21 protein-coding genes are annotated in these 24,309 nt (G+C 64.5%); 13 read left to right on the top strand and 8 right to left on the bottom strand.

Annotation, left to right across the window (positions count from 1 at the left end; translation table 11 throughout):
- Nucleotides 1-5: 5 nt before the first annotated feature.
- The gene (locus BLQ85_RS05420) at nt 6-596 is read right to left on the bottom strand and encodes a cysteine dioxygenase family protein (protein ID WP_074575334.1); all 591 of its coding nucleotides are present in this window, start codon (nt 594-596) and stop codon (nt 6-8) included.
- Nucleotides 597-727: 131 nt separating this feature from the next.
- On the opposite strand from BLQ85_RS05420, the gene BLQ85_RS05415 reads away from it, so the two are divergent.
- A complete protein-coding gene (locus BLQ85_RS05415) occupies nt 728-1,639 on the top strand; it encodes a LysR substrate-binding domain-containing protein (RefSeq protein WP_074575333.1) in 912 nt (303 codons plus the stop codon).
- 256 nt (nt 1,640-1,895) lie between these two features.
- Nucleotides 1,896-2,885: a Bug family tripartite tricarboxylate transporter substrate binding protein gene (locus BLQ85_RS05410; RefSeq protein ID WP_074575332.1), complete on the top strand. Its 990-nt coding sequence runs from the start codon at nt 1,896-1,898 to the stop codon at nt 2,883-2,885.
- Between the two features lie 21 nt (nt 2,886-2,906).
- Here the strand turns inward: BLQ85_RS05410 and murI are convergent, their stop codons facing one another.
- Both murI and BLQ85_RS05400 read right to left on the bottom strand, forming a co-directional pair.
- A complete protein-coding gene (gene murI / locus BLQ85_RS05405; RefSeq protein WP_074575331.1) occupies nt 2,907-3,704 on the bottom strand; it encodes a glutamate racemase in 798 nt (265 codons plus the stop codon).
- Nucleotides 3,701-5,251 (bottom strand): fumarate hydratase, encoded by a 1,551-nt coding sequence (locus BLQ85_RS05400; RefSeq protein WP_074575330.1) that lies wholly within the window; start codon nt 5,249-5,251, stop codon nt 3,701-3,703. Before BLQ85_RS05400 ends, murI begins: the two co-directional genes overlap by 4 nt.
- Before the next feature lie 140 nt (nt 5,252-5,391).
- On the opposite strand from BLQ85_RS05400, the gene fumC reads away from it, so the two are divergent.
- Together fumC and nhaA are read left to right on the top strand one after the other, a co-directional pair.
- Nucleotides 5,392-6,783 carry a class II fumarate hydratase gene (fumC, locus tag BLQ85_RS05395; RefSeq protein WP_074575329.1) on the top strand — a complete coding sequence of 464 codons (1,392 nt, stop codon included), beginning with the start codon at nt 5,392-5,394 and terminating at the stop codon, nt 6,781-6,783.
- 142 nt (nt 6,784-6,925) lie between these two features.
- The gene (gene nhaA / locus BLQ85_RS05390) at nt 6,926-8,128 is read left to right on the top strand and encodes a Na+/H+ antiporter NhaA (RefSeq protein ID WP_074575328.1); all 1,203 of its coding nucleotides are present in this window, start codon (nt 6,926-6,928) and stop codon (nt 8,126-8,128) included.
- A 3-nt stretch (nt 8,129-8,131) separates the two neighbouring features.
- Here the strand turns inward: nhaA and BLQ85_RS05385 are convergent, their stop codons facing one another.
- A complete protein-coding gene (locus tag BLQ85_RS05385) occupies nt 8,132-8,746 on the bottom strand; it encodes a YqhA family protein (protein ID WP_074575327.1) in 615 nt (204 codons plus the stop codon).
- 152 nt (nt 8,747-8,898) lie between these two features.
- Between BLQ85_RS05385 and acs the strand changes: the two genes are divergently transcribed.
- Nucleotides 8,899-10,896 carry an acetate--CoA ligase gene (gene acs, locus BLQ85_RS05380; RefSeq protein WP_074575326.1) on the top strand — a complete coding sequence of 666 codons (1,998 nt, stop codon included), beginning with the start codon at nt 8,899-8,901 and terminating at the stop codon, nt 10,894-10,896.
- 67 nt (nt 10,897-10,963) lie between these two features.
- Here acs and BLQ85_RS05375 read toward each other — a convergent pair whose 3' ends face one another.
- The gene (locus BLQ85_RS05375) at nt 10,964-11,278 is read right to left on the bottom strand and encodes a c-type cytochrome (RefSeq protein ID WP_074575325.1); all 315 of its coding nucleotides are present in this window, start codon (nt 11,276-11,278) and stop codon (nt 10,964-10,966) included.
- Between the two features lie 127 nt (nt 11,279-11,405).
- Between BLQ85_RS05375 and BLQ85_RS05370 the strand changes: the two genes are divergently transcribed.
- Nucleotides 11,406-11,654, top strand: a complete 249-nt coding sequence (locus tag BLQ85_RS05370) for a TIGR04438 family Trp-rich protein (protein ID WP_074575324.1) — start codon at nt 11,406-11,408, stop codon at nt 11,652-11,654.
- 141 nt (nt 11,655-11,795) lie between these two features.
- On the opposite strand, the gene ilvD is transcribed toward BLQ85_RS05370, so the two are convergent.
- Nucleotides 11,796-13,496 (bottom strand): dihydroxy-acid dehydratase, encoded by a 1,701-nt coding sequence (ilvD, locus tag BLQ85_RS05365; protein ID WP_074575323.1) that lies wholly within the window; start codon nt 13,494-13,496, stop codon nt 11,796-11,798.
- Between the two features lie 130 nt (nt 13,497-13,626).
- On the opposite strand from ilvD, the gene BLQ85_RS05360 reads away from it, so the two are divergent.
- Nucleotides 13,627-14,598: a LysR family transcriptional regulator gene (locus tag BLQ85_RS05360; RefSeq protein ID WP_074575322.1), complete on the top strand. Its 972-nt coding sequence runs from the start codon at nt 13,627-13,629 to the stop codon at nt 14,596-14,598.
- Here BLQ85_RS05360 and BLQ85_RS05355 read toward each other — a convergent pair.
- Entirely contained in the window at nt 14,585-15,157 is a 573-nt protein-coding gene (locus BLQ85_RS05355) for a DUF4124 domain-containing protein (protein WP_074575321.1), read from the bottom strand. The genes BLQ85_RS05360 and BLQ85_RS05355 overlap by 14 nt on opposite strands.
- A gap of 92 nt (nt 15,158-15,249) precedes the next feature.
- Between BLQ85_RS05355 and lgt the strand changes: the two genes are divergently transcribed.
- From lgt to BLQ85_RS05325, 6 genes are all read left to right on the top strand, one after another.
- Complete coding sequence (gene lgt / locus BLQ85_RS05350; RefSeq protein ID WP_074575320.1) at nt 15,250-16,065, top strand: prolipoprotein diacylglyceryl transferase; 816 nt, start codon at nt 15,250-15,252, stop codon at nt 16,063-16,065.
- Between the two features lie 270 nt (nt 16,066-16,335).
- On the top strand, nt 16,336-17,004 hold the full coding sequence (locus BLQ85_RS05345) for a GntR family transcriptional regulator (protein WP_074575319.1): 669 nt from the start codon (nt 16,336-16,338) through the stop codon (nt 17,002-17,004).
- The gene (locus BLQ85_RS05340; protein ID WP_074575318.1) at nt 17,001-18,467 is read left to right on the top strand and encodes a malonyl-CoA decarboxylase domain-containing protein; all 1,467 of its coding nucleotides are present in this window, start codon (nt 17,001-17,003) and stop codon (nt 18,465-18,467) included. Before BLQ85_RS05345 ends, BLQ85_RS05340 begins: the two co-directional genes overlap by 4 nt.
- 124 nt (nt 18,468-18,591) lie before the next feature.
- Complete coding sequence (locus BLQ85_RS05335) at nt 18,592-19,590, top strand: Bug family tripartite tricarboxylate transporter substrate binding protein (protein WP_074575317.1); 999 nt, start codon at nt 18,592-18,594, stop codon at nt 19,588-19,590.
- A gap of 7 nt (nt 19,591-19,597) precedes the next feature.
- The gene (locus BLQ85_RS05330) at nt 19,598-20,428 is read left to right on the top strand and encodes an enoyl-CoA hydratase/isomerase family protein (RefSeq protein WP_074575316.1); all 831 of its coding nucleotides are present in this window, start codon (nt 19,598-19,600) and stop codon (nt 20,426-20,428) included.
- Nucleotides 20,415-21,935 carry a malonate--CoA ligase gene (locus tag BLQ85_RS05325; RefSeq protein ID WP_074575315.1) on the top strand — a complete coding sequence of 507 codons (1,521 nt, stop codon included), beginning with the start codon at nt 20,415-20,417 and terminating at the stop codon, nt 21,933-21,935. Before BLQ85_RS05330 ends, BLQ85_RS05325 begins: the two co-directional genes overlap by 14 nt.
- 6 nt (nt 21,936-21,941) lie before the next feature.
- Here BLQ85_RS05325 and BLQ85_RS05320 read toward each other — a convergent pair whose 3' ends face one another.
- Nucleotides 21,942-24,077 carry an acyl-CoA dehydrogenase gene (locus BLQ85_RS05320; protein ID WP_074575314.1) on the bottom strand — a complete coding sequence of 712 codons (2,136 nt, stop codon included), beginning with the start codon at nt 24,075-24,077 and terminating at the stop codon, nt 21,942-21,944.
- Nucleotides 24,078-24,309: the final 232 nt, after the last annotated feature.

Genomic DNA, 24,309 nt, shown 5'->3' with positions numbered 1-24,309 from the left:
GGTGCTCAGCGGCGGGTCTGCACGCCTATGCCCATGGTTTCGTAGGTGCCTTTTTCCAGGTCGTAGCTGGTGCGCGAGGTCAGGGTCTCGAGTGCGCGGCCGTACATGTGCAGGTGGCGTATCACCTGGCCCGCGGGAATTTCCACCGAGTGGATGTCCTCCGGCAGCAGCGCGATGCCCGTGCCGGGTTCGACCACGACGGAGCTGACTTCCTTGAGCTGGGCCTTGCCCGGCATCGAGCCGTCGTCCTGGCGTTCGTACACGCGGTTGAGTTCCGTGCCTTCCACGGCGCTGATGCAGGCCCAGGTCGTGTGGTTGTGCGGCACGATGCGCTTGCCGGGGCGCATCACATTGAGGTAAAGCGCAAAGCTCTGGTCGGCGTCTTCGGCGATCAGGTAGCGCGCCTGCAGTTCGGGACTGACAGGGGCGTTGAACTCGGCCTCGCTCCAGAGTTCCCTGCGGTCGGCCAGCTGGTTCAGCACCGCCAGCACCTTGGCCAGGGACTGGCGGTTGGCTTCGCCGCTTCCAACAATAAGTTTAATGTTTTGAATGGCGGCGCCAACGGCCTGGCTGCGCTCTGCTTTTGCGGTGTTCATAGGCGTTTCCTGGGTGAAATTCCGGTTTGAAGGGCCTAATATAGTCAAGTCATATTTTTCAAACAACTCAGAAATAGAGATAAACGCATTAGCATTCGTAATATGAAGACAGCCCCGAGGAGGGTCCTCGCATGAAAACCCTTGACCTGGAATTGTTGAGGTCCCTGGTCGCCATTGACGAGCAGGACAGCTTTGCCGGCGCCGCCGTGCAGCTGGGCAAGACGCAGTCGGCGGTGACGCAGCAGATGCAGCGCCTGGAAGACCAGATCGGCCACGCGCTGTTTGAAAAACAGGGGCGCAGCAAGCGGCTGACGCCGCATGGGCAGAAGCTGCTCGAGTACGCGCGCCACTTGCTGGCCATCAACGACGACGCGCTGCGCAGCCTGCAGCAGGGCAGCCTGGAGGGCGTGCTGCGCATAGGCGCGCCGCACGATGTGGCCGACAACTTGCTGCCGACGCTGCTGGCGCAGGTGGCGCGCGTCTCGCCGCTGCTGCAGCTCGACATCCACGTGGGGCGCAGCCCCTTCCTGATGGAGTCGCTCAAGCGCGGCGAGATCGACATGAGTATTTCCAACCGCAACGACCCGGGGCTGGACGGCGTGGTGCTGCGCACCTCGCCCACGGTGTGGCTGTGTTCGGCCAACTATGTGCACGACCGCTCCAAGCCGGTGCCCTTGATCCTCGTGGAAGGGCCCAGCGTGTATCACCGGCTGGCGCGCGAGGCGCTCGATGCGGCCGGCATCGCATGGTCGCCCAACTACACGGCTTCCAGCCTGATCGGCATCAAGGCCGCGCTGCGCGCCGGCCTGGGCGTGACCGCGCGCGGCATTGAAACGGCGGGACCCGAGCTGCGTGTGCTTGGTGAAAACGACGGACTGCCGCGGCTGCCCGACCTCGACTATTACCTGTTCATCCGCAGGAACGTCATCAACCCGGTCACGCGCAAAGTCTTCGACATGCTCAAGGCCAACCTCGGTTTGATCCGCAGCGCGGCTGACCCGGTCTCGCCTGCGGGCAGGGCAGGGTCGATGCCGGGTGACTAGTGCATTGCCGGCGAATTGCCGACGTTCTACTTTCTACTTACTTGCGCAAGAGCGCGTGCGCAAATCCATGGTGGTCGTGGTTCTAGTAACCATGAGGCCGTAACAAATTGTTGGACGCAAGCCACATGAAGAGGCCAAACTCGCGAAGGGATGCGGCGCTTGCATCGGCACGGTGTACCCTTGCCGGACGCGGATGACTCACGGCATGGATCGGAGTTATCGGGCGTATGAGAACACATGCAAGGAGTGAGAGTTAATGTCTGTTTCAAAATTCCCCATCAAGCGGCGCACGCTGCTTGCTGGTTCCGCGGCCACCCTGGCGCTTGGCGCCGCACCCGCGTGGGCTGCCTATCCCGACAAACCCATCAAGATCATCGTTCCCTGGGCTGCCGGCGGCAGCACCGATGCCATTACCCGCGTGCTGGCGCAGCGCCTGAGTGAGGGCTTGAAGCAGCCCGTGGTTGTGGACAACAAGCCGGGCGGCGCGGGCCACGTCGGCATGGACCAGGCCGCCAAGTCGGCGCCCGACGGCTATACGCTGGCGATCATTGAGCTGTCCCATGTCTACGCGCCCGCGGTTGTCGCCAACCTACCCTACGACATCCTGCGCGACTTCACGCCGGTCACGCTGGTGGGCACCTCGCCCATGGTGCTGTTCACCGGCCCCGACGTCACCGACTTCAAGAGCTTCCTGAAATCCGTTTCCAATCCCAAGGGTGGGCCGTCCGCCATGGCGAACAGCGGCACGGGCTCCATCAGCCACCTGGTGGGTGAGCTGTTTTCCCAGGAGACCAAAGTCAAGTTCAACATGGTGCCTTACCGCGGCGGCGCGCCGGCCATGGTGGACCTGGCTGCCGGCCAGGTGTCCTCTTACTTCGCCACGCTGGCGACCGGCTCCAGCCTGATGGCTTCGGGCAAGGTCAAGGCGTTGGCCGTCACGGGCCGCAAACGCTCCGATGTTCCCATCCTGCGCTCCCTGCCGACGATGACGGAACTCGGCCTGAAAAACATGGACGTCGCCCAGTGGTGGGCGTTGGTGGCCCCGGCGACCACGCCGCTGGAAGTCACCGAACGGCTTCGCCTGGAACTGCTGTCCGCGATGTCGGACTTGAAGGTGGTGGAGAAGATGTCCGCCCTGGGTGTTGAAATGAAGGGTACTTCGCGCGACCAGCTGCGTAGCTTCCTGCGCTCAGAGTCCGAGCGCTGGCGCACCCTGGCCCGCAACGTGGGCCTCAAGCCGCAATAAGCGGCACCCGGCGCGACAGCGCTACAGGCCCAGCCAGCGTTGTGCGGCCGCCTGCAGCGCCTCTTGCGCGCCTGTCGTCAGCAAGGTGGTGTGGCCGGGCAAATCGCCCGGCCGCAACTGCCCGGCGGCCTGCAGCAAACGGCGGGCCTGCCGTGCGACAGGCTCGCCGGTTTCCACCAGCCGCACATCGGCTCCCACCAGCGCCTGCAGCGTGTCCCACGCGAAGGCGTAGTGCGTGCAGCCCAGCACCAGAGTATCTATCTGGCCGGCCTGGTTGCCGAAAGGCCCCATCGCCCGCGTGTATTGCTCGCACAGCACGCGGATCCGCGCAAGGTCATGGTTCTGTATCGCATCGGCCAGCCCGTCGCAGGGCTGCAGGATGAACTCGGCCTGGCCTTTTAATGACTCGTGCAGGGTGCGCAGCTTGGTGCTGGTCACGGTGCCGCGTGTCGCCATCACGCCTATGCGGCCTGTCCTGCTCAAGGCGGCGGCCGGCTTGAGCGCCGGCTCCACGCCGACCAGCGGCAGGTCCGGGTGCTCGGTGCGCACAAGATGGCCGGCGGCCGCCGTCGCTGTGTTGCAGGCGATCACCAGCGCCTTGATCGCATGTTCGTCGCGCAATTGGCGCACGACGGCGCGCGTGCGCTCTATGACAAAGGCGTCGCCGCGCTCGCCATAGGGCGCGAAACCCGCGTCGGCCAGGTAGATGAAAGACTCGGCGGGCAGTTGTTCCCGCAGCGCCTTGAGGATGCTCAGGCCGCCCACGCCGCTGTCGAACACGCCGACCGGCCGGGCGGCGCCGGTCTGGCTTTCGCTCACGCCGCCGCGACGGGAATGTTCTTGAATTCCCCGCTGGCGATTTTTTTCTGCCACTCGGCCGGGCCGGTGATGTGGGCGCTGGTGCCGCCCGAATCTACCGCCACAGTGACGGGCATGTCCACCACGTCGAATTCGTAAATCGCTTCCATGCCCAGGTCGGCGAAGCCGATGACCTTGGCGGTTTTGATGGCCTTGCTGACCAGGTAGGCGGCGCCGCCCACGGCCATCAGGTAGGCGCTCTTGTGTTTCTTGATGGCCTCGATGGCGACCGGGCCGCGCTCGGACTTGCCGATCATGGAGATCAGGCCGGTTTCAGCCAGCATCATTTCCGTGAAGCCGTCCATGCGCGTGGCGGTGGTCGGGCCGGCCGGACCCACGGCTTCGTCGCGCACAGGATCGACCGGGCCGACGTAGTAGATGACGCGGTTGGTGAAATCGACCGGCAGCTTCTCGCCCTTGGCCAGCATGCCCTGGATGCGCTTGTGCGCGGCGTCGCGGCCGGTCAGCATCTTGCCGCTCAGCAGCAGGGTCTGGCCGGGTTTCCAGCTGGCGACTTCTTCCCTGGTGAGCGTGTTGAGGTTCACCTTTTTGCTCTTGTTGTAGTCGGGAGCCCAGTTCACGTTGGGCCACAGGTCCAGCGAAGGCGGGTCCAGGTAGACCGGGCCGCTGCCGTCCATCACGAAATGTGCGTGGCGCGTGGCGGCGCAATTGGGGATCATGGCGACGGGCTTGCTGGCCGCGTGCGTGGGGTACATCTTGATCTTGATGTCGAGCACGGTGGTCAGGCCCCCAAGGCCTTGCGCGCCTATGCCCAGCGCGTTGACTTTTTCGAACAGCTCCAGGCGCAGCTCTTCGGTCTTGCTCAGCTGGGCGCCCGAGGACGACTTGGCCTGCAGTTCGTACATGTCCAGGTCGTCCATCAGGCTTTCCTTGGCCATCAGCACGGCTTTTTCGGCGGTGCCGCCTATGCCTATGCCCAGCATGCCGGGCGGGCACCAGCCGGCGCCCATGGTGGGCACGGTCTTGAGCACCCAGTCGACCACCGAGTCGCCGGGGTTGAGCATCACCAGCTTGCTTTTGTTTTCGCTGCCGCCGCCCTTGGCGGCCACGGTGACCTCGACCTTGTCGCCGGGGACCAGCTCGGTGAAGATCACGGCCGGCGTGTTGTCCTTGGTGTTCTTGCGCTCGAACTGCGGATCGGCGACGACCGAGGCGCGCAGTGTGTTGTCGGGGTGGTTGTAGCCGCGGCGCACGCCTTCGTTGACGGCGTCGTCAATGCTGCCGCTGAAGCCTTCCCAGCGCACGTCCATGCCGATCTTGAGGAACACGTTGACGATGCCGGTGTCCTGGCAGATGGGGCGCTGGCCGGTGGCGCTCATCTTGCTGTTGGTCAGGATCTGCGCGATCGCGTCCTTGGCCGCCGGGCTTTGCTCGCGCTCGTAGGCGCGCGCCAGGTGGGCGATGTAGTCCGTGGGGTGGTAGTAGCTGATGTACTGCAGCGCGGCGGCTACGGATTCGATGAGGTCGGCTTGCTTGATCGTGGTCATGGTGGGGTGGGGGGTCGTCGTTTTGGGGAATTCGGGCAAACCTTGCAATTATCCGTCTTCGCAAAACCCCTCAGATGAGAATTCTTCTCGTCTGCGGTCATACTTCAGTTTTCCCCCTTTTTGACAGCGCAGGACATTCCATGACGACAAGCAGCAGCACGCGCACCGAGCGCGACACCTTCGGCCCCATCGCGGTGCCGTCCGACAAACTCTGGGGCGCGCAGACACAGCGTTCCCTGCAGAACTTCGACATCTCGGGCGAGCAGCAGCCGCGCGAGATCATCAAGGCGCTGGCCCAGGTCAAGCGTTCCTCGGCCAGGGTCAACCATGCGCTGGGCCTGCAGGACGAGAAAAAAACCCAGGCCATCGTGGCCGCGGCCGACGAGGTGATCGCGGGCCAACATGCGGATGAATTCCCGCTGGTGGTCTGGCAGACCGGCTCCGGCACGCAGACCAATATGAACGTCAACGAGGTGCTGGCGAACCGCGCGAGCGAGATCCTGGGCGGCGAGCGCGGTGAAGGCCGGCTGGTGCACCCCAACGACGACGTCAACCGCAGCCAGTCCTCCAACGACGTGTTTCCGACCGCCATGCATGTGGCCGCGGTGGAGGCGCTGACCCACAAGCTGCTGCCGGCCATCGCGAAGCTGCGCGCCACGCTGGCGAAAAAGGCCCAGGACTTCGACGGCATCGTCAAGATTGGCCGCACCCATTTGCAGGACGCCACGCCGCTCACGTTGGGCCAGGAGTTTTCGGGCTATGTGGCGCAGCTGGACCACGGCGAAAAACATGTGCGCGCCGCCTTGCCGCACCTGTGCGAGCTGGCGCTGGGCGGCACCGCCGTCGGTACCGGCCTGAACGCGCCCAAGGGTTATGCCGTGCAGGTGGCGGCCGAGCTGGCCAGCCTCACGGGCCTGCCTTTTGTCACGGCGCCCAACAAGTTCGAGGCGCTGGCCTCGGTCGACGGCCTGGTGCATGCGCACGGCGCGCTCAAGACCCTGGCGGCCAGCATGATGAAAATCGCCAACGACGTGCGCTGGCTGGCCAGCGGCCCGCGCAGCGGCATCGGCGAGCTCAGCATTCCCGAAAACGAACCCGGCTCGTCCATCATGCCGGGCAAGGTCAACCCGACGCAGAGCGAAGCCGTCACCATGCTGGCGGCCCAGGTGTTCGGCAACGATGTGGCCATCAACTTCGGCGGCGCCTCGGGCAACTTCGAGCTCAATGTCTTCCGTCCCATGGTGGCGCACAACTTCCTGCAGAGCGTGCGCCTGCTGGCCGACGGCATGGTGAGCTTCAACGACCACTGTGCCGTGGGCATAGAACCGAACCGCGAACGCATCACCGAACTCGTGGATCGCTCGCTGATGCTGGTGACGGCGCTGAACACCCACATCGGCTACGACAAGGCCGCCTTCATCGCCAAGAAGGCGCACAAGGAAGGCAGCAGCCTGCGCGACGCGGCGCTGGCTTCGGGTTTTGTCACGGGTGAGCAGTTTGACCAGTGGGTTGTCCCCGGAAATATGGTTTAACCCCCGTCCAGGCTCACTTCGTGTAGCCTGTTCCCCCCTTTCAGGGGGCGGCGCCTGCGGCCTGGCGAAGCCAGTTCCGCGGCCCCTGCTGGCGCGGGGGCATCGGATACCGTTGACTTGTGCGTGTCTGGGAGAATAGGCGATGCTCAAATTTGTCCACCGCACACTGAACCAGTTCATCAACTCGCAGTCGCTGTCGGGCGTGGTGCTGGCGCTGGCGGCCGTGCTGGCACTGGTCGCCAGCAACTCGCCGTGGAGCGAAGCCTATATGCGTTTTGTGGAGCTGCCCGGCGAGCTGCGCCTGGGCTCCGACGCGCTGCTGCTGTCCAAGTCGCTGCTGCACTGGGTTAACGACCTGTGGATGGCGGTGTTCTTTTTCCTGGTGGGGCTGGAGATCAAGCGCGAGCTGCTGGACGGCGAACTGGCTTCGCGCAGCCAGGCACTGCTGCCGGTGGGCGCGGCGCTGGGCGGCATGGTGGCGCCGGCGCTCATCTATGTGGCGATCAATGCCGGCAATTCCGTCGCGCTGCGCGGCTGGGCCATTCCGGCCGCCACTGACATCGCGTTCGCGCTGGGCATCCTGGTGCTGCTGGGCAGCCGGGTGCCGGCTTCGCTCAAGGTGTTTTTGACGGCTGTCGCCATCATTGACGACCTGGGCGCCATCCTGATCATTGCCTTCTTCTACACCGACAAGCTTTCCTTGTCCGCCCTGGCCGCCGCGGGCGCGGGCGTGCTGGTGCTGCTGGCCCTGAACCGCACGAAGGTCATGGCGATAAGTCCTTATGTCGCGGTGGGGCTGGTGATCTGGCTGTTTGTCTACAAATCGGGCATACACGCCACCTTGGCCGGGGTGGTCACCGCGCTGGCGATTCCGCTGTCCGACGGCAAGGGCGGCTCGCCGCTCAAGGCGGCCGAGCACGCGCTGCACCCCTGGGTGGCGTTTGCGGTGCTGCCCATGTTCGCCTTTGTCAACGCCGGCGTGTCGCTGCAGGGCGTGACGCCGGCGACCTTGCTGCAAAGCGTGCCCATGGGCATCACGCTGGGCCTGCTGGTGGGCAAGGCGATAGGCGTGTTCGGCGCGTCCTGGCTGTTGATCCGCTTTGCCGGCGCGCGCCTGCCGGCTGGAGCCGGCTGGCGGCAGTTTTTCGGTGTCTGCCTGCTCTGCGGCGTGGGTTTCACCATGAGCCTGTTCATAGGCGCGCTGGCCTTTGCCGGCCAGGATGCCGCCTATGAAACGCAGCTCAAGCTGGGGGTGCTCTGCGGCTCATTGCTGTCCGGCGCGCTGGGCGCGCTGATGCTGTTGCGCAGCAGCAGCGCCGTGGAGGCGGTGAAGACACCCGCCTGAGGCTCAGTGCTTTTGCGCGGCGATGCCTGACATGATTTTGTCGGTGTAGGCGATCGCGATGGCCGACAGCAAGAAGGTGATGTGGATCACGGTCTGCGCGATCAGGACCTTGTCGGTGTAGTTGTCGGCGTTGATGAAGGTCTTGAGCAGGTGGATGGAGCTGATGCCGATGATCGCCGTGGCCAGCTTGACCTTGAGCACCGAGGCATTCACATGGCTCAGCCATTCCGGCTGGTCGCGGTGGCCTTCGAGGTTCATGCGGCTCACAAAGGTTTCGTAGCCGCCGACGATGACCATGATCAGCAGGTTGGAGATCATGACCACGTCGATCAGGGCCAGCACCACCAGCATGATGACCGTCTCGTTGAGGGACGCGACGGGTATGGCGGTTTTGTAGCCTATGCTGGTGATCAGCGATTGCAGGGCGGTCTGGCTGCCGAAGGCGGCTTCTATCAGGTGCCACAATTCGACCAGGAAGTGCATCACATACACCGCCTGCGCGGCGATCAGGCCCAGGTAGAGCGGCAATTGCAACCAGCGGCTGGCGAAAATCAGGTTGGGCAGCGGGCGCAGAGGGGAAATTTTGCCGGTGCTTGGGGTCTGGGTAGGTTCAGTCATGATGGCGTAAGCTGGGAGGGTTGCGGCATTGTAAGAGGGCGGCAGGCCACCCCCGGATTTGAGGCATTTGTAAGGTTCAAGCCAGTCAGTGGCTTGTAAGTGCGGCAGAAGACAGTACCACGCATTCAGTGACAAACAGGAGACAAAGCCAAATGAGCGCCCCCAATTCCGCGATTGAATCAACCCTGGTGGAGAACCGCGTTTTTCCGCCCGCCGCCGCCACCGTGAAGGCCGCGCGCATTTCGGGCATGCCGGCCTACCAGGCTTTGTGCGCCGAGGCTGAAAAGGATTTTGAGGGTTTCTGGGCGCGCCTGGCGCGCGAAAACCTCAGCTGGAAAAAACCCTTCACGAAGACGCTGGACGAATCCAACGCGCCTTTCTACAAATGGTTTGCCGACGGCGAGCTCAACGCCTCCTACAACTGCCTGGACCGCCACCTGGGCACGCCGACCGAGAACAAAAAAGCCATCATTTTTGAAAGCGACGACGGCAAGGTCACCAGCGTCACCTACAAGGAACTGCACGCCAGGGTCAGCCAGTTCGCCAGCGCGCTCAAGGGCGCGGGCATCAAGAAGGGCGACCGCGTCATCATCTACATGCCGATGACAGTGGAAGGTGTGGTGGCCATGCAGGCCTGTGCGCGCATAGGCGCCACGCATTCCGTTGTGTTCGGTGGCTTCTCTGCCAAGAGCCTGCAAGAGCGCATCCAGGACGCCGGCGCCGTGGCCGTCATCACCGCCAACTACCAGTTGCGCGGCGGCAAGGAATTGCCGCTCAAGGCCATCGTCGATGAAGGTATCGCCATGGGCGGCTGCGAGTCGATCAAGAACGTGATCGTCTACCAGCGCACCGCCACGGCCTGCAATATGGTGGCCGGGCGCGACAGCCTGATGCACGAAATCACGGCCAAGGCGGCGCCGGTGTGCGAGCCCGAATTCGTCGGCGCCGAGCACCCGCTGTTCATCCTCTACACCTCGGGCTCGACCGGCAAGCCCAAGGGCGTGCAGCACAGCACGGGCGGCTACCTGCTGTGGGCCAAGCTCACGATGGACTGGACCTTCGACATCCAGCCCGCCGACGTGTTCTGGTGCACGGCCGACATCGGCTGGATCACCGGCCACACCTATGTGGCCTACGGCCCGCTGGCGGCCGGCGCGACGCAGATCATCTTCGAGGGCATCCCGACCTTCCCGAACGCGGGGCGCTTCTGGCAGATGATCGAAAAACACAAGGTCACGATTTTCTACACCGCGCCCACGGCCATCCGTTCGCTGATCAAGGCCGCAGAGGCCGACGAGAAAGTGCACCCGGCACGCTCCGACCTCAGTAGCCTGCGCATCCTGGGCTCGGTCGGCGAGCCCATCAATCCCGAAGCCTGGATGTGGTACTACAAAAACGTGGGTGGCGAGCGCTGCCCCATCGTGGACACCTTCTGGCAAACCGAAACCGGCGGCCACATGATCACGCCGCTGCCCGGCGCCACGCCGCTGGTGCCCGGCAGTTGCACCCTGCCGCTGCCCGGCATCATGACCGCCATCGTCGATGAAACCGGCAAAGACCTGCCCAACGGCTCGGGCGGCATGCTGGTCGTCAAGCGTCCCTGGCCGTCCATGATCCGCACCATCTGGAACGATCCCGAGCGTTTCAAGAAGAGTTATTTCCCGGAAGAAATGGGCGGCACGATTTACCTGGCCGGCGACGGCGCGGTGCGCAATGCCGACAACGGCTATTTCCGCATCACCGGCCGCATCGACGACGTGTTGAACGTCTCGGGCCACCGCATGGGCACCATGGAAATCGAATCGGCGCTGGTGGCGCATTCCGCGCTGGTGGCCGAAGCCGCCGTGGTGGGGCGGCCTGACGATTTGACCGGCGAAGCCATCGTGGCCTTCGTGGTGCTCAAGCGCGCGCGCCCCACAGGCGAGGAGGCCAAGGCCATCGCCAAGGAACTGCGCGACTGGGTCGGCAAGGAAATCGGCCCCATCGCCAAGCCCAAGGACATCCGCTTCGGCGACAACCTGCCCAAGACACGCAGCGGCAAGATCATGCGCCGCCTGTTGCGCGGCATCGCCAAGGGTGAGGCTATTACGCAGGACACCTCCACCCTTGAGAATCCCGCCATCCTGGAGCAGCTGTCCGAGAAGCAGTGATTTGAATCTGCGTCAGGCATAAAAAAAGCCCGTCATCGACGGGCTTTTTTGCGGGCTTGTGAGCCGCTTATTTGGTTGCCAGGACCCAGGTCGCCAGTTTCTTGGCTTCTTCAGGGTTGACCTGCGCGTTCGCGGGCATGGGGACCGGGCCCCAGACGCCGGAACCGCCCTTGATGATTTTGGCGGCCAGCTTGTCGGCGGCGTCCTTCTGGCCGGCGTACTTGGCGGCGACATCCTTATAGGACGGACCGACCAGCTTCTTGTCGATGGCGTGGCAGGCCATGCAGTTCTTGGCGGTAGCCAGTTGCAGGTCGGCCAGGGCTGGCGTCGACACGGCAAAACCCGCGGTCACAAAAGCGATTACCGAAAGAATGCGTTTCATGGATTGTCCTCGTGGGGGAAGTTGTGGATTCGGTTACAGTCAATCAACGTGATTGTAGTGGTGCCGGTTGACCCTTGTTTCAAGGGGATACCCCTTGGCGCGGGTAGACATATTCAGGAGAAATTTCATGTTCTTTTTATTGCTGGGCATTGCCGCGTTGGTGCTTAAATACCTGGAGATCGGGCCGGTGGCTACTTTGAACTGGTTCATCGTGCTGTCTCCCTTTGCGATGGCCGTCGCCTGGTGGGCCTGGGCGGATGCATCGGGTTATACCAAGCGCAGGGAAATCGACAAGATGGCCAAGCGCAAGGACGACCGGATCGAAAAACAGCGTGAAGCCATGGGTATGCTCTCGGCCAAAAAGAGGAAGAAGTAGGCCCGAGCCGCCGCAAGTCCTTTATTCAAGGTACGACACCAATTTATCCGCTGTTCGCAAACTGCGAAGCGGCCCAAAGCAAAGAGCCCGTGAAGTCTGTAACTTCACGGGCTCTTGTCGTTTCAGTGGACCGGGGTCGGTTCAATAGTCGTCCAGCACCGCGCCCTTGCTGGCACTGGAGGCATTGAAGGCAAACTTGGCCTGCACGCCGCGGGTGTAACGTGGTGCCGGTGCCTTCCAGCCGACCTTGCGCTTGGCGAGTTCAGCATCGCTGATGTTCAGCTGCAGCAAAAGCTGCTTGGAGTCGATGGTGATGGAGTCGCCTTCGTTGATGAAGGCAATGTTGCCCCCGGCCGCGGCTTCGGGGGCGACGTGGCCGACCACCATGCCCCAGGTGCCGCCGGAGAATCGGCCGTCGGTGATCAGGCCCACGCTTTCACCGAGGCCGGCACCTATCAGCGCGCCGGTGGGGGCCAGCATTTCAGGCATGCCGGGACCGCCCTTGGGGCCGAGGTAGCGTAGCACCATCACGTCGCCGGCCTTGATCTTGCCGGCCAGGATCGCGGCCAGGGCCGACTGCTCGTCGTCAAACACGCGCGCCGGGCCGGTCATGACCGGGTTCTTCAGGCCGGTGATCTTGGCGACGCAGCCCTCGGGCGAGAGGTTGCCCTTGAGGATGGCCAGGTGGCCCTGGGCGTACATGGGCTTGTCGATGGGGCGGATCACGTCCTGGTCGGCGCGCGGCACATCGGGCACGTCCTTGAGCGTCTCGGCAATGGTCTGGCCGGAAATCGTCAGGCAGTCGCCATGCAGCAGGCCGGCGGCCAGCAGCGTTTTCATCACCTGGGGAATGCCGCCGGCGCGGTGCAGATCCACGGCGAGGTATTTGCCTGAGGGCTTGAGGTCGCACAGCACCGGCGTGCGCTGGCGCACGCGCTCGAAGTCGTCGATCGTCCATTCGACGCCGGCCGCGTGGGCGATGGCCAGGAAGTGCAGCACGGCGTTGGTGGAGCCGCCGGTCGCCATGATCACGGCGACCGCGTTTTCAATCGCCTTCTTGGTGACGATGTCGCGCGGCTTGATGTCTTTCTTGATGGCCTCGACCAGGACCTTGGCCGACTCCTTGGCCGAGTTCATTTTCTCGTCGTGCGGGTTGGCCATGGTGCTGGAGTAGGGCAGCGAAATGCCCAGGGCCTCGAAGGCGCTGGACATGGTGTTGGCCGTGTACATGCCGCCGCAACTGCCGGTGCCGGGAATGGCGCGGCGCTCGATCTCCAGCAGGTCCTCATCGCTCATGCGGCCGGCGGCGTTCTCTCCCACGGCTTCGAACACGCTGACGATGTTGAGGTCCTTGCCCTTGTAGCTGCCCGGCAGGATGGTGCCGCCGTAGACGTAGATCGCCGGCACGTTGGCGCGCAGCATGCCCATCAGGCCGCCCGGCATGTTCTTGTCGCAACCGCCGACCACCAGCACGCCGTCCATCCACTGGCCCTGCACGCAGGTTTCGATGCAGTCGGAGATCACCTCGCGGCTCACCAGCGAATACTTCATGCCTTCGGTGCCCATGGCCATGCCGTCGGAGATGGTCGGCGTGCCGAAGACCTGGGCATTGCCGCCGGCCTCCTCGATGCCGGCAATCGCCGCATCGGCCAGTTTTTGCAGGCCGCTGTTGCAGGGGGTGATGGTGCTGTGGCCGTTGGCCACGCCGACCATGGGCTTTTTGAAGTCGTCGGCCTCGTAGCCCATGGCGTAGTACATGGAGCGGTTGGGCGCGCGTGATTTGCCCTCGGTGATGTTTTTGCTGCGCGGGTTGGCAACGATGTTGACGGTTTTGGTGTTCATAGTGCGTCTCGTGGTGGATGTCTGTTTGGGTGTGCCCGGGCTGTGCCGCGGCAATCAGGAAAGCAGAGTATGCGTGCTTTGATTGATTCTTTCTAATCCATTATTTATGATCTATTAATATGTAATGCATATGAATGATGCCCTCAAGGCCGTGCACACGGCTTCCCGCAAACCGCCCCTGATCGAGCTTCGCCTGTGGCGCCAGTTCCTGGCCGTGGCCGAGGAGTTGCACTTCGGCCGCGCGGCGCTGCGCCTGAGCATGACCCAGCCGCCGCTCACGCAAGCCATTGCGCAGCTGGAGGCCTTGCTGGGCCTCAAGCTGTTCGACCGCACCAAGCGCAGCGTGCAGCTCACGGCGGCGGGCGCCGCCCTGGTGCCCGAGGCGCGCGACCTGCTGGCGCGCGCCCAGGCCTTGCCGGCGTATGCGCGCGCCAGCGCCGACGGCGAGGCAGGGCGTTTGCGGCTGGCTTTTGTCTCCACCGTGGGCTTTGAGTTGCTGCCGCGCTGGGTACGGGCCTTTCGCGAGCACTACCCGAAAGTGCAGCTGGAGCTGCTGGAGGCGACCGGCGACGTGCAATTGCAGGCCTTTGAACGCGGCGAGATCGACGCGGGCTTCATGCTGCATTCCCCTGGTTTTGCGCCGCCTGGCCTGGCCTGCCGGCGCATCAGCCAGGACCCGCTGGTGGTGGCGCTGCCCGAGCAGCACCCGCTGGCAAACAAGGCTGAACTGACTCTTGCGGACCTGCTGGACCAGGCCCTGGTGATTTTTCCGCGGCGCATCGTTCCTTCTCTCTACGACGCGATTTTTGCGATGTACCACGCGGCCGGGCAATTGCCGCAGGTCGCGCAGGAAGCCATCCAGATGCAGACCATCGTGAATCTCGTATCCGCCGGGCTGGGCGTGGCCTGGGTTCCCGAGAGCGTTCGGCAGTTCCAGCGGCCCGGCGTGGTGTACCGCAGCCTGCCGGCCGGCAGGCCTTCCATGCGCGGTGGGGCTCGGGGGGCTTCAGTCGCGGTACCCGGCTGCGAGACCAGCCTGGTCTGGCCAGGCGCCAGCGCCAACCCGGCGCTCGCGCGCTTTACGGCCTTTATCGGCGAGTAGAGCGGTAAAAGGCTTCGTCCTGTTCGCGTTGCCGGCGCGCCGCCACCGCGCTTTGCTGCTGCTGCCTTTCCGACGCGGTGAGTTCGCGCTGCTCCATCCGGCGCTGGGCTATTTCGCCCGCGCTGCTGCAGCGCGCGCCATGGTTGGCCTCGCAGTTGGCAATGATTTGTTTGTCGGTGAGCTGGGCTTGGGCAGCACCTTTGCGCAAGCCGCCCGGTGCCGGGGATGTGCCCTGGCGCGATGCGCCGGCGGCAGCTTCGGCGGCCGCCGCGCGCGCGTCGGCGGCCGCGTTTTCCGCCGCCCAGTCCTTTGGCGCGGCTGCGGCAGCAGCACCGGCGTTGCCATAGGGCATGCCGTCGGCCGGCGCCGGGGGAGCGGCGGACTTCGCGGGCGCCTGCATGATGAGTTTTTCGCTGCCGCCCTGGGTCGCGCAAGGTATTTGTGAAAACACTTTTTTGCCGTTCGCATCCAGGCATTGGTAGACCTGCGCGGCGGCGGGCTGCGTGAAGAACAGGCCCAGCAGGCAGAAAGCAAGGGCAGGGTGGAGGGCGTAGCGCATGGCGGGGTCCGTGACGGTGTTGCCGGCAGTCTAATCCAATGCAGTCGTCGCGTAAGCCCTTTCCTACGAGGCATGCGTGCAAAATACCGCCCATGCTTATCCACCCGCAAATCAATCCCGTCGCGCTCCAACTCGGCCCGCTGGGCATCCACTGGTACGGCCTGACCTACCTGGCAGCTTTTGGCCTGTTTTTCTTCCTGGCGACGCGGCGGCTGCGCCACCAGCCTTTTGCTTCCATCACCGGCCCGGGCGCCTGGTCGCGCAGGGATATTGAGGACATGCTGTTTCTGGGGGTGATGGGTGTGGTGGTAGGCGGGCGGCTCGGTTACTGCCTTTTCTACAAGCCCGGCTATTACCTCACGCATCCGCTGGAGATCTTTTTTGTGTGGCAGGGCGGCATGAGCTTTCACGGCGGCATGCTGGGGGTGCTGGCCTCGCAGTGGTGGTTTGCCCGCTCGCGCCAGCGGCCCTGGCTGCAGGTGATGGATTTTGTGGCGCCTTGCGTGCCCACGGGCCTGGCGGCGGGGCGCGTCGGCAACTTCATCAATGGTGAGCTGTGGGGGCGTTTTAGCGACCCGGCCCTGCCCTGGGGCATGGTGTTTCCGGGCAGCGGCTCCCCGCTGCCGCGCCATCCCTCGCAGGTCTACCAGTTCCTGCTCGAAGGCCTGCTGCTGTTCGTGCTGCTGTGGCTGTACGCGCGCAAGCCGCGCAAGACCGGCCAGGTCTCCGGCGCCTTCCTGCTGGGCTACGGCGTATTTCGTTTTATTGCCGAGTTTTTCCGCGAACCGGACGAGTTCCTCGGCATCCTGGCCCTGGGCATGAGCATGGGCCAATGGCTTTGCGTTCCCATGATCATCGGCGGCGCCTGGCTCTGGGTATGGGCGACAAAACGCGCTGAGCCGGCCTGAGGCCCGGCAAGACACCACAGGTGTGCTGCCCCGGGCGGGCGGCGCGCGCTGTTCGTATCCACGATCCGCAAGTCGGAGTCCGCAGCCTCCACTAGGGTTTCTCCCTGTCGTTTTCAGGCACAGCCTCTTGATTGCGCTGGGTTTATTTTTCATAATTACACGTAATTACTTGAAATTACCGTGGAATTGAGCGTTAAAACGCCGACGGTAAAGCGAGTTTCAGCAGGGGTTCGCCGTGCCGGCGGGCCGGGTCAGTCAAAGGGTCATGCCATGCGTCTTGTCCAGAATTCACTGCACCAGGAGGTCGCCGATACCCTGCGCGAGCAAATTTTCGCGGGCCAGCTGGCGCCCGGGAGCTTTCTGGACGAGGTTGCGCTGTGCGGGCGGCTGGAAATTTCGCGCACGCCGCTGCGCGAGGCGCTCAAAGTGCTGACTTCCGAGGGGCTGCTGCGCCATGAACCCCGGCGCGGCTGCTTCGTCAACGAAGTGACCGAAAAGGACCTCGACGACATCTTCCCGGTAATCGCGCTGCTGGAAGGGCGCTGCGCCTACGAGGCGGCGCGCAACGCGACCGACGCCGACCTCGCGGCGCTGACCACCCTGCACGAGCGCCTCAACAGCCATGCGGCGGCCGGCCGCATCAACGACTACTACGCCACAAATTTCGCGATCCACGAGGCCATCATCCTGCTGGCCGACAACCGCTGGCTGGCGCAGGCCATTGCCGACCTGCGCAAAATCCTCAAGCTCGCGCGGCTGCAGCAGCTTCACGCGCCGGGCCGGCTGGCACAAAGCCTGTCTGAGCACATGACGGTATTTGCCGCCCTCAAGAGCCGCGACAGCGAAGGCGCGGAAGCTGCCATGCGCACGCACCTGACGCGCCAGCGCGAAGCGCTGCGCGAGCTGGCCCGCAACCAGCGCTCCAGGGTGGCATCATGAGCGCCGCCGAGTGGCTCAGCCGCAGCGTTTCGCGCTTTACCAGCGACAAGGGCTCCGCGGGGAATACGGCGGCGCCAGCCGCTCCGGCGGCCAAAAAAGCGGCGCCCGGCGCAAGCCTGCCCGCGCGCAGCACGCATGAGCGGCTGCAGGCGACGCTGAGCCAGAAAGACGAGGCGCTGTCGCCGCGCGTGCTGCGCCGCACCTTGCAGGAGCTGCAGGCCATCATCGACCCGCGCGTGAGCGAGGTCGAGGGCGGCCGCCGTGCCATGGCCATCGCGGCCTGGTACGAGGGCGCCACGGCGGCGCGCCGGCGCGACCTGTGGATGCTCATGAGCGAGCAGTTCGTTGCCAACCCGCAAAAGGTCAAGGCCGCGCAGGCGCAGTTCGCGGCGGCAGTGGGCACGCCCGAGGAGGCGGTGGCCGAGGTGCGCTACCGGCGCGCCACGGTGTCGCCGCGCCGGCGCCTGTTGCAGCGTTTCAGCGTCTACCCGGGCGGCATCCAGTTCCTGGTCGACATGCGGGCCGAGATGCAGCCCAGCCTCAAGTCCGACAAGCGCCTCCTGGCGCTGGACGTGGAAATGGAATACATGTTTTCCACCTGGTTCGACGTGGGCTTTCTCGACCTGCGCCGCATCACCTGGGATTCGCCGGCCTCGCTGATCGAGAAGCTCATCAAGTACGAAGCGGTGCATGACATCAAGGGCTGGGCCGACGTGAAGAACCGGCTCGACAGTGACAGGCGCTGCTATGGTTTTTTCCACCCGCGCCTGCCCGAGGTGCCGCTGATCTTCGTCGAGGTCGCCATGGTCGAGCAGATTGCGGGCGACATCATGCCGCTGCTCGACGAACTGGCCGCGCCTTCGGACCTGAGCCGCGCCACCACGGCCATCTTTTATTCGATCAGCAACACCCAAGCGGGGCTGCGCGGCGTGAGTTTCGGCGACTCCCTGATCAAACGCGTGGTCGAGACGCTGAAGGAAGAATTTCCCAAGCTCAAGACCTTTGCCACGCTTTCGCCGATTCCGGGTTTTCGCAACTGGCTGGGCAAGAACGCCGGCGCCATGCTCGAAAAGCTGGGTGAAAAAGAACTCACGGCGCTGGGCCGGGCCGTGGGTTTCGAGCCGCCCGGCGCGGGACATTTACTCACGGCCATCGAGAATCCGCTCGCGCTCGGCGAAAAATCGCCGGTGCGCAAAATGCTGCTGCACTGCGCCGCCCATTACCTGGGACGGACCCTGGAAGAGGGCAAGCCGCTGGACCCGGTGGCGCGCTTTCATCTGGGCAATGGCGCGCGCATAGAACGCATCAACTGGGCGGGCGACCCCACGCCGAAAGGGCTCAAGCAGTCCTACGGCCTCATGGTGAATTACCTCTACGACCTCAAGCGCCTGGACAGGCACCGCGCGCAGCTCGCACAGGGGGAAATCCCCGTGTCAGGCGACATCGAAGATTTGTACATTTGAATGTGTACTTAAGAACACGGTTGAGGACGTATTGAAGATAGGTTTGGGTGGCGGCGGGCCGGGTTTATCACCCTTGAACTTCCGGTTTGCCTTTTTCTGATTTCGACAACGACAGGAGACAACAATGACTTTCAGTTTTCATGCCCGGGCTTCCCGGCGCGACATCTTGCGCGCCGCGGCCGCCGGCGCCGCGACACTGTCCTTCGGCAGCCATGCGCAGTCGGGCTGGCCTACCAAGCCTGTGACGATGATCGTGCCTTTCCCGGCAGGCGGCGGCACTGACGCCTTCGCCCGCCCCCTTTCCGCCCAGTTCGCGAAGCTCACCGGCAAGCAGCTCATCATCGACAACCGCGGCGGCGCCGGCGGCACGCTGGGGGCCAGCATCGCAGCCAGGGCCCAGCCCGACGGCTACACGCTGTTCATGGGCGCGGTGCACCATACCATCGCGCCTTCGATGTATCCCAAACTCGACTACGACATCGAGAAAGATTTTGTGCCGCTGGCCTTGATGGCCAACGTGCCGCAGGTGCTGGTGGTCAACCCCCGCAACCTGCCGTTCCCCGATTTCAAGGCTTATCTTGAAGCTGTGCGCAAGGCACCGGGCAAGTACAACTACGGATCAGCCGGCGCGGGCACTTCGCATCACCTGGCCGGAGAACTGTTCAAGCAGCAGACCAAGACCTTCATTACCCACATTCCCTACCGCGGCGCGGGCCCTGCGCTGCAGGACTTGATCTCGGGCAATGTCGACATGATGTTTGACGGCCTGGGTTCCTCGGCCAACCACATCAAGGGCGGGCGTATCAAGGCGCTGATGGTGTCCGGCACCAAGCGCAACCCGGCATTTCCGGATGTGCCCTGCGCCGGTGAGCTGGGCCTGCCCGACTACACCGTGACCACCTGGTACGGCATGTGGGCACCCAAGGGTACGCCGGCCGACGTGCAGGCGCGCATCGTCGAAGACCTGCGCAAGGCCGCCACCACCGACGAGCTCAAGGCCATCTGGGCCAGCAACGGCGCGGACTTCGGCAACCTCACGCCGCAGCAGTTCGGCGCTTTCGTGAGCAGCGAAGTCAAGCGCTGGTCGGCGGTGGTGAAGGCCTCCGGCGCCAAACTCGAATGACCGATTGATGGCTGGAGCTGTTTTACTCGAGGTGAAGGGCTCCCTGGCCTTTGTGACCCTGTCCCATCCGGGCAAGTTCAATGCCATGAGCCGCGCTATGTGGCGCGAGCTGCGCGCGGCCTTCGAAGGCCTCCAGCAGGCTGGCGATGTGCGCGGTGTGCTGGTGCGGGGCGAGGGCGGGCATTTTTGCGCGGGAGGCGATATCTCTGAATATGCCGGCTTCCGGTTTGAAGAATCCGCCTTGCGTGATTTTCACGAGCGCGATGTGTGGGGCGGCCTGCAGGCCATGCTCGATTGCGATGTGCCCATGGTCGCGCAGATCGACGGCAACTGCATGGGCGCCGGCCTGGAGATTGCCAGCTGCTGCGATATCCGCATCGCGGCCGACAATGCGAAGTTCGGCGCGCCCATCGCCAGGCTCGGTTTTCCGATGGCGCCGCGCGAAGCTGCGCTGGTGCTGCGTGCGGCGGGCGAGCTGACCGCGCGCGAAATGCTGCTGGCGGCCGCAGTGCTGGACGCTGATGAGATGAAGCGGCGCGGTTTCCTCAACCAGGTGCTACCTGCTGATGAGGCGATCGCCGCGGCCATGGACTGCGTGGAACGCTGCGCCGCCCTGGCGCCTGGTGCCGCCAGGCTGAACAAGCAGGCTTTGCGGGCGTTGGCCCAGGCCGGCAGCGAGCAAGCCGTGATGGAACTGGCAGCAAGTGCTTATCGCTACGCTGCGTCGCCCGAACACCGGGAAGGCGTGACGGCCTTTACTGAAAAACGCCAGCCCCGGTTTGACGGCCGGGCCGCTGAATCTATGACCACTGACAGCCTGAGCCATGAAAAACCATAACCTGTTCGCGGCACTGCGAGCCGCCTTCCCTTCCTCGCTGGACGATGTTGCCGTCGAAACCGACAATGGCCTGCGCTATTCATGGCGCGACCTTGAACGGGGCACCGCGATGGTGGCCAACCTGCTGGCCTCGCTGGGCTTGCCCGCGGGGGCCAGGGTGGCGGTGCAGGTCGAAAAATCGGTGGAAGCCATGATGTTGTACCTGGCGACCTTGCGCGCCGGTTATGTGTTCCTGCCGCTCAACACCGCCTACCAAAGCGCCGAGATCGAGTACTTCATCGGCAATGCCGAGCCTTCGGTGGTGGTATGCAGCAGCAAGAATTTCGGCTGGGTCAGCAAGATTGCCTTCAAGGCCGGCACGCGCAACGTCTTCACGCTGGACGACGACCGCACGGGCTCGCTGCTGGAGCGCGCCGCGCATTGCAGCGACCGGCATGAACCCGTGCAGCGGCAGGCCGACGACCTGGCCGCCATTCTTTACACCAGCGGCACCACGGGCCGTAGCAAGGGCGCCATGCTGACGCACGGCAATATGCTGAGCAACGCACTGGTGCTGAAAGACTACTGGGGCTGGAAGAAGGGCGACGTGCTGATCCACGCCTTGCCGATTTTCCATGTGCACGGCCTGTTTGTCGCCATCCACGGGGCGCTGATCAACGGCAGCAAGATGATCTGGCTCGCGAAGTTCGACCCCAAGCTGGTGGTCAGCAAGCTGCCCGAAGCCACCGTGTTCATGGGTGTGCCCACGCTTTACGTGCGCCTGCTGGCCGAAGCTGGCCTGACCCGCGAGGCCTGCCGCAACATGCGTCTTTTCGTCGCGGGATCGGCCCCCTTGCTGATCGAAACCTTCAACGAATGGAAGGAGCGCACCGGCCACACGATCCTGGAGCGCTACGGCATGTCTGAAACCGTGATGCTGACCTCCAACCCCTACCAGGGCGCCGAGCGGCGCGGCGGCACCGTGGGCTTTGCGCTGCCGGGCGTCAGCCTGCGCGTGCAGGGCGACGACGGGCAGCCCCTGCCGGCCGGCGAGATAGGCGGCATCCAGGTCAAGGGGCCGAATGTCTTCAAGGGCTACTGGCGCATGCCGGAAAAGACCAAAGAAGAGTTCACGGCGGACGGTTATTTCAAGACCGGCGACGTCGGCAAGATCGACGAGCGCGGCTACATCGTCATCGTGGGCCGCAGCAAGGACCTGATCATCAGCGGCGGCTACAACGTCTACCCGGCCGAGATCGAGGGCTATATCAACGACATGCCGGGCGTGGCCGAAAGCGCCCTGGTCGGCGTGCCGCACCCGGATTTTGGCGAAGTGGGCGTGGCCGTCGTGATCGCCAAGCCCGGCGCCGCGCTGGAAGGCGGCCGGATTGTGGGCGAACTCAAGTCCAGGCTGGCCAACTTCAAGATTCCCAAGCAGTGTTTTGTGGTTAGCGAGCTGCCGCGCAACACCATGGGTAAGGTGCAGAAGAATTTGCTGCGCGAGCAATACAAGGGCCTGTTTGCTTAAAACAGGCTAGGGCGCGAAATCGTCGACCTGGATGACCTTGTCCGCCGCACGCAGGTAGGCCAAGGCCAGTTCAGGGTTGCTTGAGGCCTGCGCGGCGCGCTCCATGGACGCGCTGCGGCGCACGGCCTTGTTGAGCTCCACCGTTTCCTCCCCCAACTGTTCGGCCAGGGCCAGCGCATCCATCAAGTCCCGCAAGCCGCCGCCGGCCGGCGTGGCCAGGTCGGGGCACAGGCCCCGCAAGAGCGCATTGTTGGTGCGTAGCCGCCTGGCCAGGTCCAGCAGCTGGACATCGCGCAGCGGTGCCAGCCGCGTGCTGCGGTTAAGCACCAGCGCGCCCACCACCCGGCGCAGCGGCGATGGAAAGTTGGCATAGAGCGCTTCCAGCGCATTGCCGGCCTGGTCGAGCTGCATGCGAATGGCGGCCCTGGCCACCGGCAGCATGTCGCCGTCCTTTTCAACGGCATATCGCCAGACGCAGGCGCTGGCCATATAGAGGTGGGCCAGCACATCGCCCAGCCGGGCCGACAGCAATTCCATGTGCTTGAGCTTGCCGCCCAGCAAGCCCATGGCCAGGTCGCAGGTGAGCGCGTACTGGCTGCTCAGGCGGGCGATCAGCCGGGCTTCCTTTTCCAGGCCCGCGGGCGGCGTGCCCCGCAGCGGTGCGCCCGCGATGCTGTGCCAGAAATTGCGCAGCACATGCCCGCCGTGGCCGATCAATGCTTCGCCCAGCGCCTGGGCGTCTTTGTCCCGCACCGCCTGCATTTCCTTCATCACGTAAGGGTGGCAGCGCACCGCCCCCTGGCCGAAGATGATCAGCGAGCGGGTCAGGATGTTGGCGCCTTCCACCGTGATGGCGATCGGCGCGCCGCGGTAGGCCACGGACAGCAGGTTGGAAGGGCCCTGGATGATGCCCTTGCCGCCCAGTATGTCCATGCCGTGGTTGACGGCGCGGCGGCCGGCTTCGGTCAAATGCACCTTCAGGATGGCGCTGGCCACGCTGGGCTGCTCGCCGTGGTCCAGCACCGCGGCGGTGTAGCGGCGCGCGGCGTCCGTTGCATAAAGCTCGCAGGCCATGCCGGCGATCACGCCCGCAATCGCATCGAAACGCCCGATCGGGAGCCCGAACTGCTCGCGCACCTGGCCGTAGCCATTGGTGACAAAGAGCGCGGTCTGCTGCATGGCCGAGCCCAGTGCCGGCAGCGAAATGGCCCGCCCGGCCGCCAGGCATTCCATGAGCATGCGCCAGCCCTGGCCGACCCGGGCCTCGCCGCCTATGACCCAGTCCATGGGGATGAAGACCTCGCGGCCCTCGATAGGGCCGTTCATGAAAGCCGCGTCCATGGGCCGGTGCCGCCGGCCGATCTCCATGCCGGGTTGCGGCACCGGGATCAGCGCGCAGGTGATGCCCAGCTCGCGCTGGCCCTCGGGCAGGCTTTCGTCGATGGCGTTAAAGGCCAGGCCCACGACGGTGGCCACCGGTGCCAGGGTGATGTAGCGCTTGGAGAAGTTCAGGCTGAAGCCGCGTACCACCCGGCCTTCAAACTCCCGCTCCACCAGCAGGCCGCGGTCGGGGATGGAAGCCGCGTCGGAGCCCGCATAGGGCGAGGTCAGCCCGAAGCAGGGCAGGTCGCGCCCGTCGGCCAGGCGCGGCAGGTAGTGCTGCTTCTGGGCATCCGTGCCGTAGCGCAGCAGCAGTTCGGCCGGGCCCAGGGAGTTGGGCACCATGACGGTCACGGCCGCGGAAATGTTCAGCGTGGCGATGCGCGTGACTACGGCGGCATGGGCATAGTGGCTGAAGCCCAACCCGCCATGCGCCTCGGGAATGATCATGCCGAAGAAGCGGTGCTCGCGCAGATAGGCCCAGACCTCGGCGGGGAGGTCCCCGGCCTGGTCGATGGCGAAGTCGTCCAGCATGGCGCATAGCGCGGTGACTTCCTTGTCCAGAAAGGCCTGTTCCGCGGCGCTGAGCACATTGGGCCCGGCGGCCAGCAGGGCGCCGAAATCGGGCCGGCCGGAGAACAGCCGGCCTTCAAAGCCGACAGTGCCCGCCTCGAGCGCGGCGCGCTCTGTGTCGCCCATCACAGGCAATGCCCGGGCAAAGGGTTTCATGGCGGCCCGGCCCAGCCAGCGGGAAAATCCCATGGGGTGTCTTTCGGAAGGGAAGTGAAAGCTTGCCCCAAAAGCGTACGCGGGGAGGGGGAAAGGCGCCTAGCGCCTTCGGCCCGTCCTGCTGTAGGCAGATTTGCCGGGCGGCCCACGGCAAGCCCTGATGCAAAGGCCGCATAGGAAGAAAGGTTCCCGTGCCTTCGACCCTCTTATACAATTGCTCCGGTCTGATTTTTGCTAGTGTTTCCTGGTTTTTACTTCCAAGTTT

It is taken from the genome of Polaromonas sp. JS666, assembly GCF_900103405.1.
Classification (GTDB): Bacteria; Pseudomonadota; Gammaproteobacteria; order Burkholderiales; family Burkholderiaceae_C; genus Polaromonas.
This window is presented reverse-complemented; position numbering and strand designations above follow the sequence as displayed.

Bases quoted from the DNA above. Each gene is read 5' to 3' on its own strand.
- lgt (WP_074575320.1), top strand. From the start codon at position 15,250: ATGCTTATCCACCCGCAAATCAATCCCGTCGCGCTCCAACTCGGCCCG.
- BLQ85_RS05400 (WP_074575330.1), bottom strand. From the start codon at position 5,251: ATGACCACGATCAAGCAAGCCGACCTCATCGAATCCGTAGCCGCCGCG.
- BLQ85_RS05385 (WP_074575327.1), bottom strand. From the start codon at position 8,746: ATGACTGAACCTACCCAGACCCCAAGCACCGGCAAAATTTCCCCTCTG.
- fumC (WP_074575329.1), top strand. From the start codon at position 5,392: ATGACGACAAGCAGCAGCACGCGCACCGAGCGCGACACCTTCGGCCCC.
- BLQ85_RS05415 (WP_074575333.1), top strand. From the start codon at position 728: ATGAAAACCCTTGACCTGGAATTGTTGAGGTCCCTGGTCGCCATTGAC.
- acs (WP_074575326.1), top strand. From the start codon at position 8,899: ATGAGCGCCCCCAATTCCGCGATTGAATCAACCCTGGTGGAGAACCGC.
- BLQ85_RS05370 (WP_074575324.1), top strand. From the start codon at position 11,406: ATGTTCTTTTTATTGCTGGGCATTGCCGCGTTGGTGCTTAAATACCTG.
- BLQ85_RS05330 (WP_074575316.1), top strand. From the start codon at position 19,598: ATGGCTGGAGCTGTTTTACTCGAGGTGAAGGGCTCCCTGGCCTTTGTG.
- BLQ85_RS05360 (WP_074575322.1), top strand. From the start codon at position 13,627: ATGAATGATGCCCTCAAGGCCGTGCACACGGCTTCCCGCAAACCGCCC.
- BLQ85_RS05325 (WP_074575315.1), top strand. From the start codon at position 20,415: ATGAAAAACCATAACCTGTTCGCGGCACTGCGAGCCGCCTTCCCTTCC.
- nhaA (WP_074575328.1), top strand. From the start codon at position 6,926: ATGCTCAAATTTGTCCACCGCACACTGAACCAGTTCATCAACTCGCAG.
- BLQ85_RS05340 (WP_074575318.1), top strand. From the start codon at position 17,001: ATGAGCGCCGCCGAGTGGCTCAGCCGCAGCGTTTCGCGCTTTACCAGC.
- BLQ85_RS05355 (WP_074575321.1), bottom strand. From the start codon at position 15,157: ATGCGCTACGCCCTCCACCCTGCCCTTGCTTTCTGCCTGCTGGGCCTG.
- BLQ85_RS05420 (WP_074575334.1), bottom strand. From the start codon at position 596: ATGAACACCGCAAAAGCAGAGCGCAGCCAGGCCGTTGGCGCCGCCATT.
- BLQ85_RS05375 (WP_074575325.1), bottom strand. From the start codon at position 11,278: ATGAAACGCATTCTTTCGGTAATCGCTTTTGTGACCGCGGGTTTTGCC.
- BLQ85_RS05345 (WP_074575319.1), top strand. From the start codon at position 16,336: ATGCGTCTTGTCCAGAATTCACTGCACCAGGAGGTCGCCGATACCCTG.
- BLQ85_RS05410 (WP_074575332.1), top strand. From the start codon at position 1,896: ATGTCTGTTTCAAAATTCCCCATCAAGCGGCGCACGCTGCTTGCTGGT.
- ilvD (WP_074575323.1), bottom strand. From the start codon at position 13,496: ATGAACACCAAAACCGTCAACATCGTTGCCAACCCGCGCAGCAAAAAC.
- BLQ85_RS05335 (WP_074575317.1), top strand. From the start codon at position 18,592: ATGACTTTCAGTTTTCATGCCCGGGCTTCCCGGCGCGACATCTTGCGC.
- BLQ85_RS05320 (WP_074575314.1), bottom strand. From the start codon at position 24,077: ATGGGATTTTCCCGCTGGCTGGGCCGGGCCGCCATGAAACCCTTTGCC.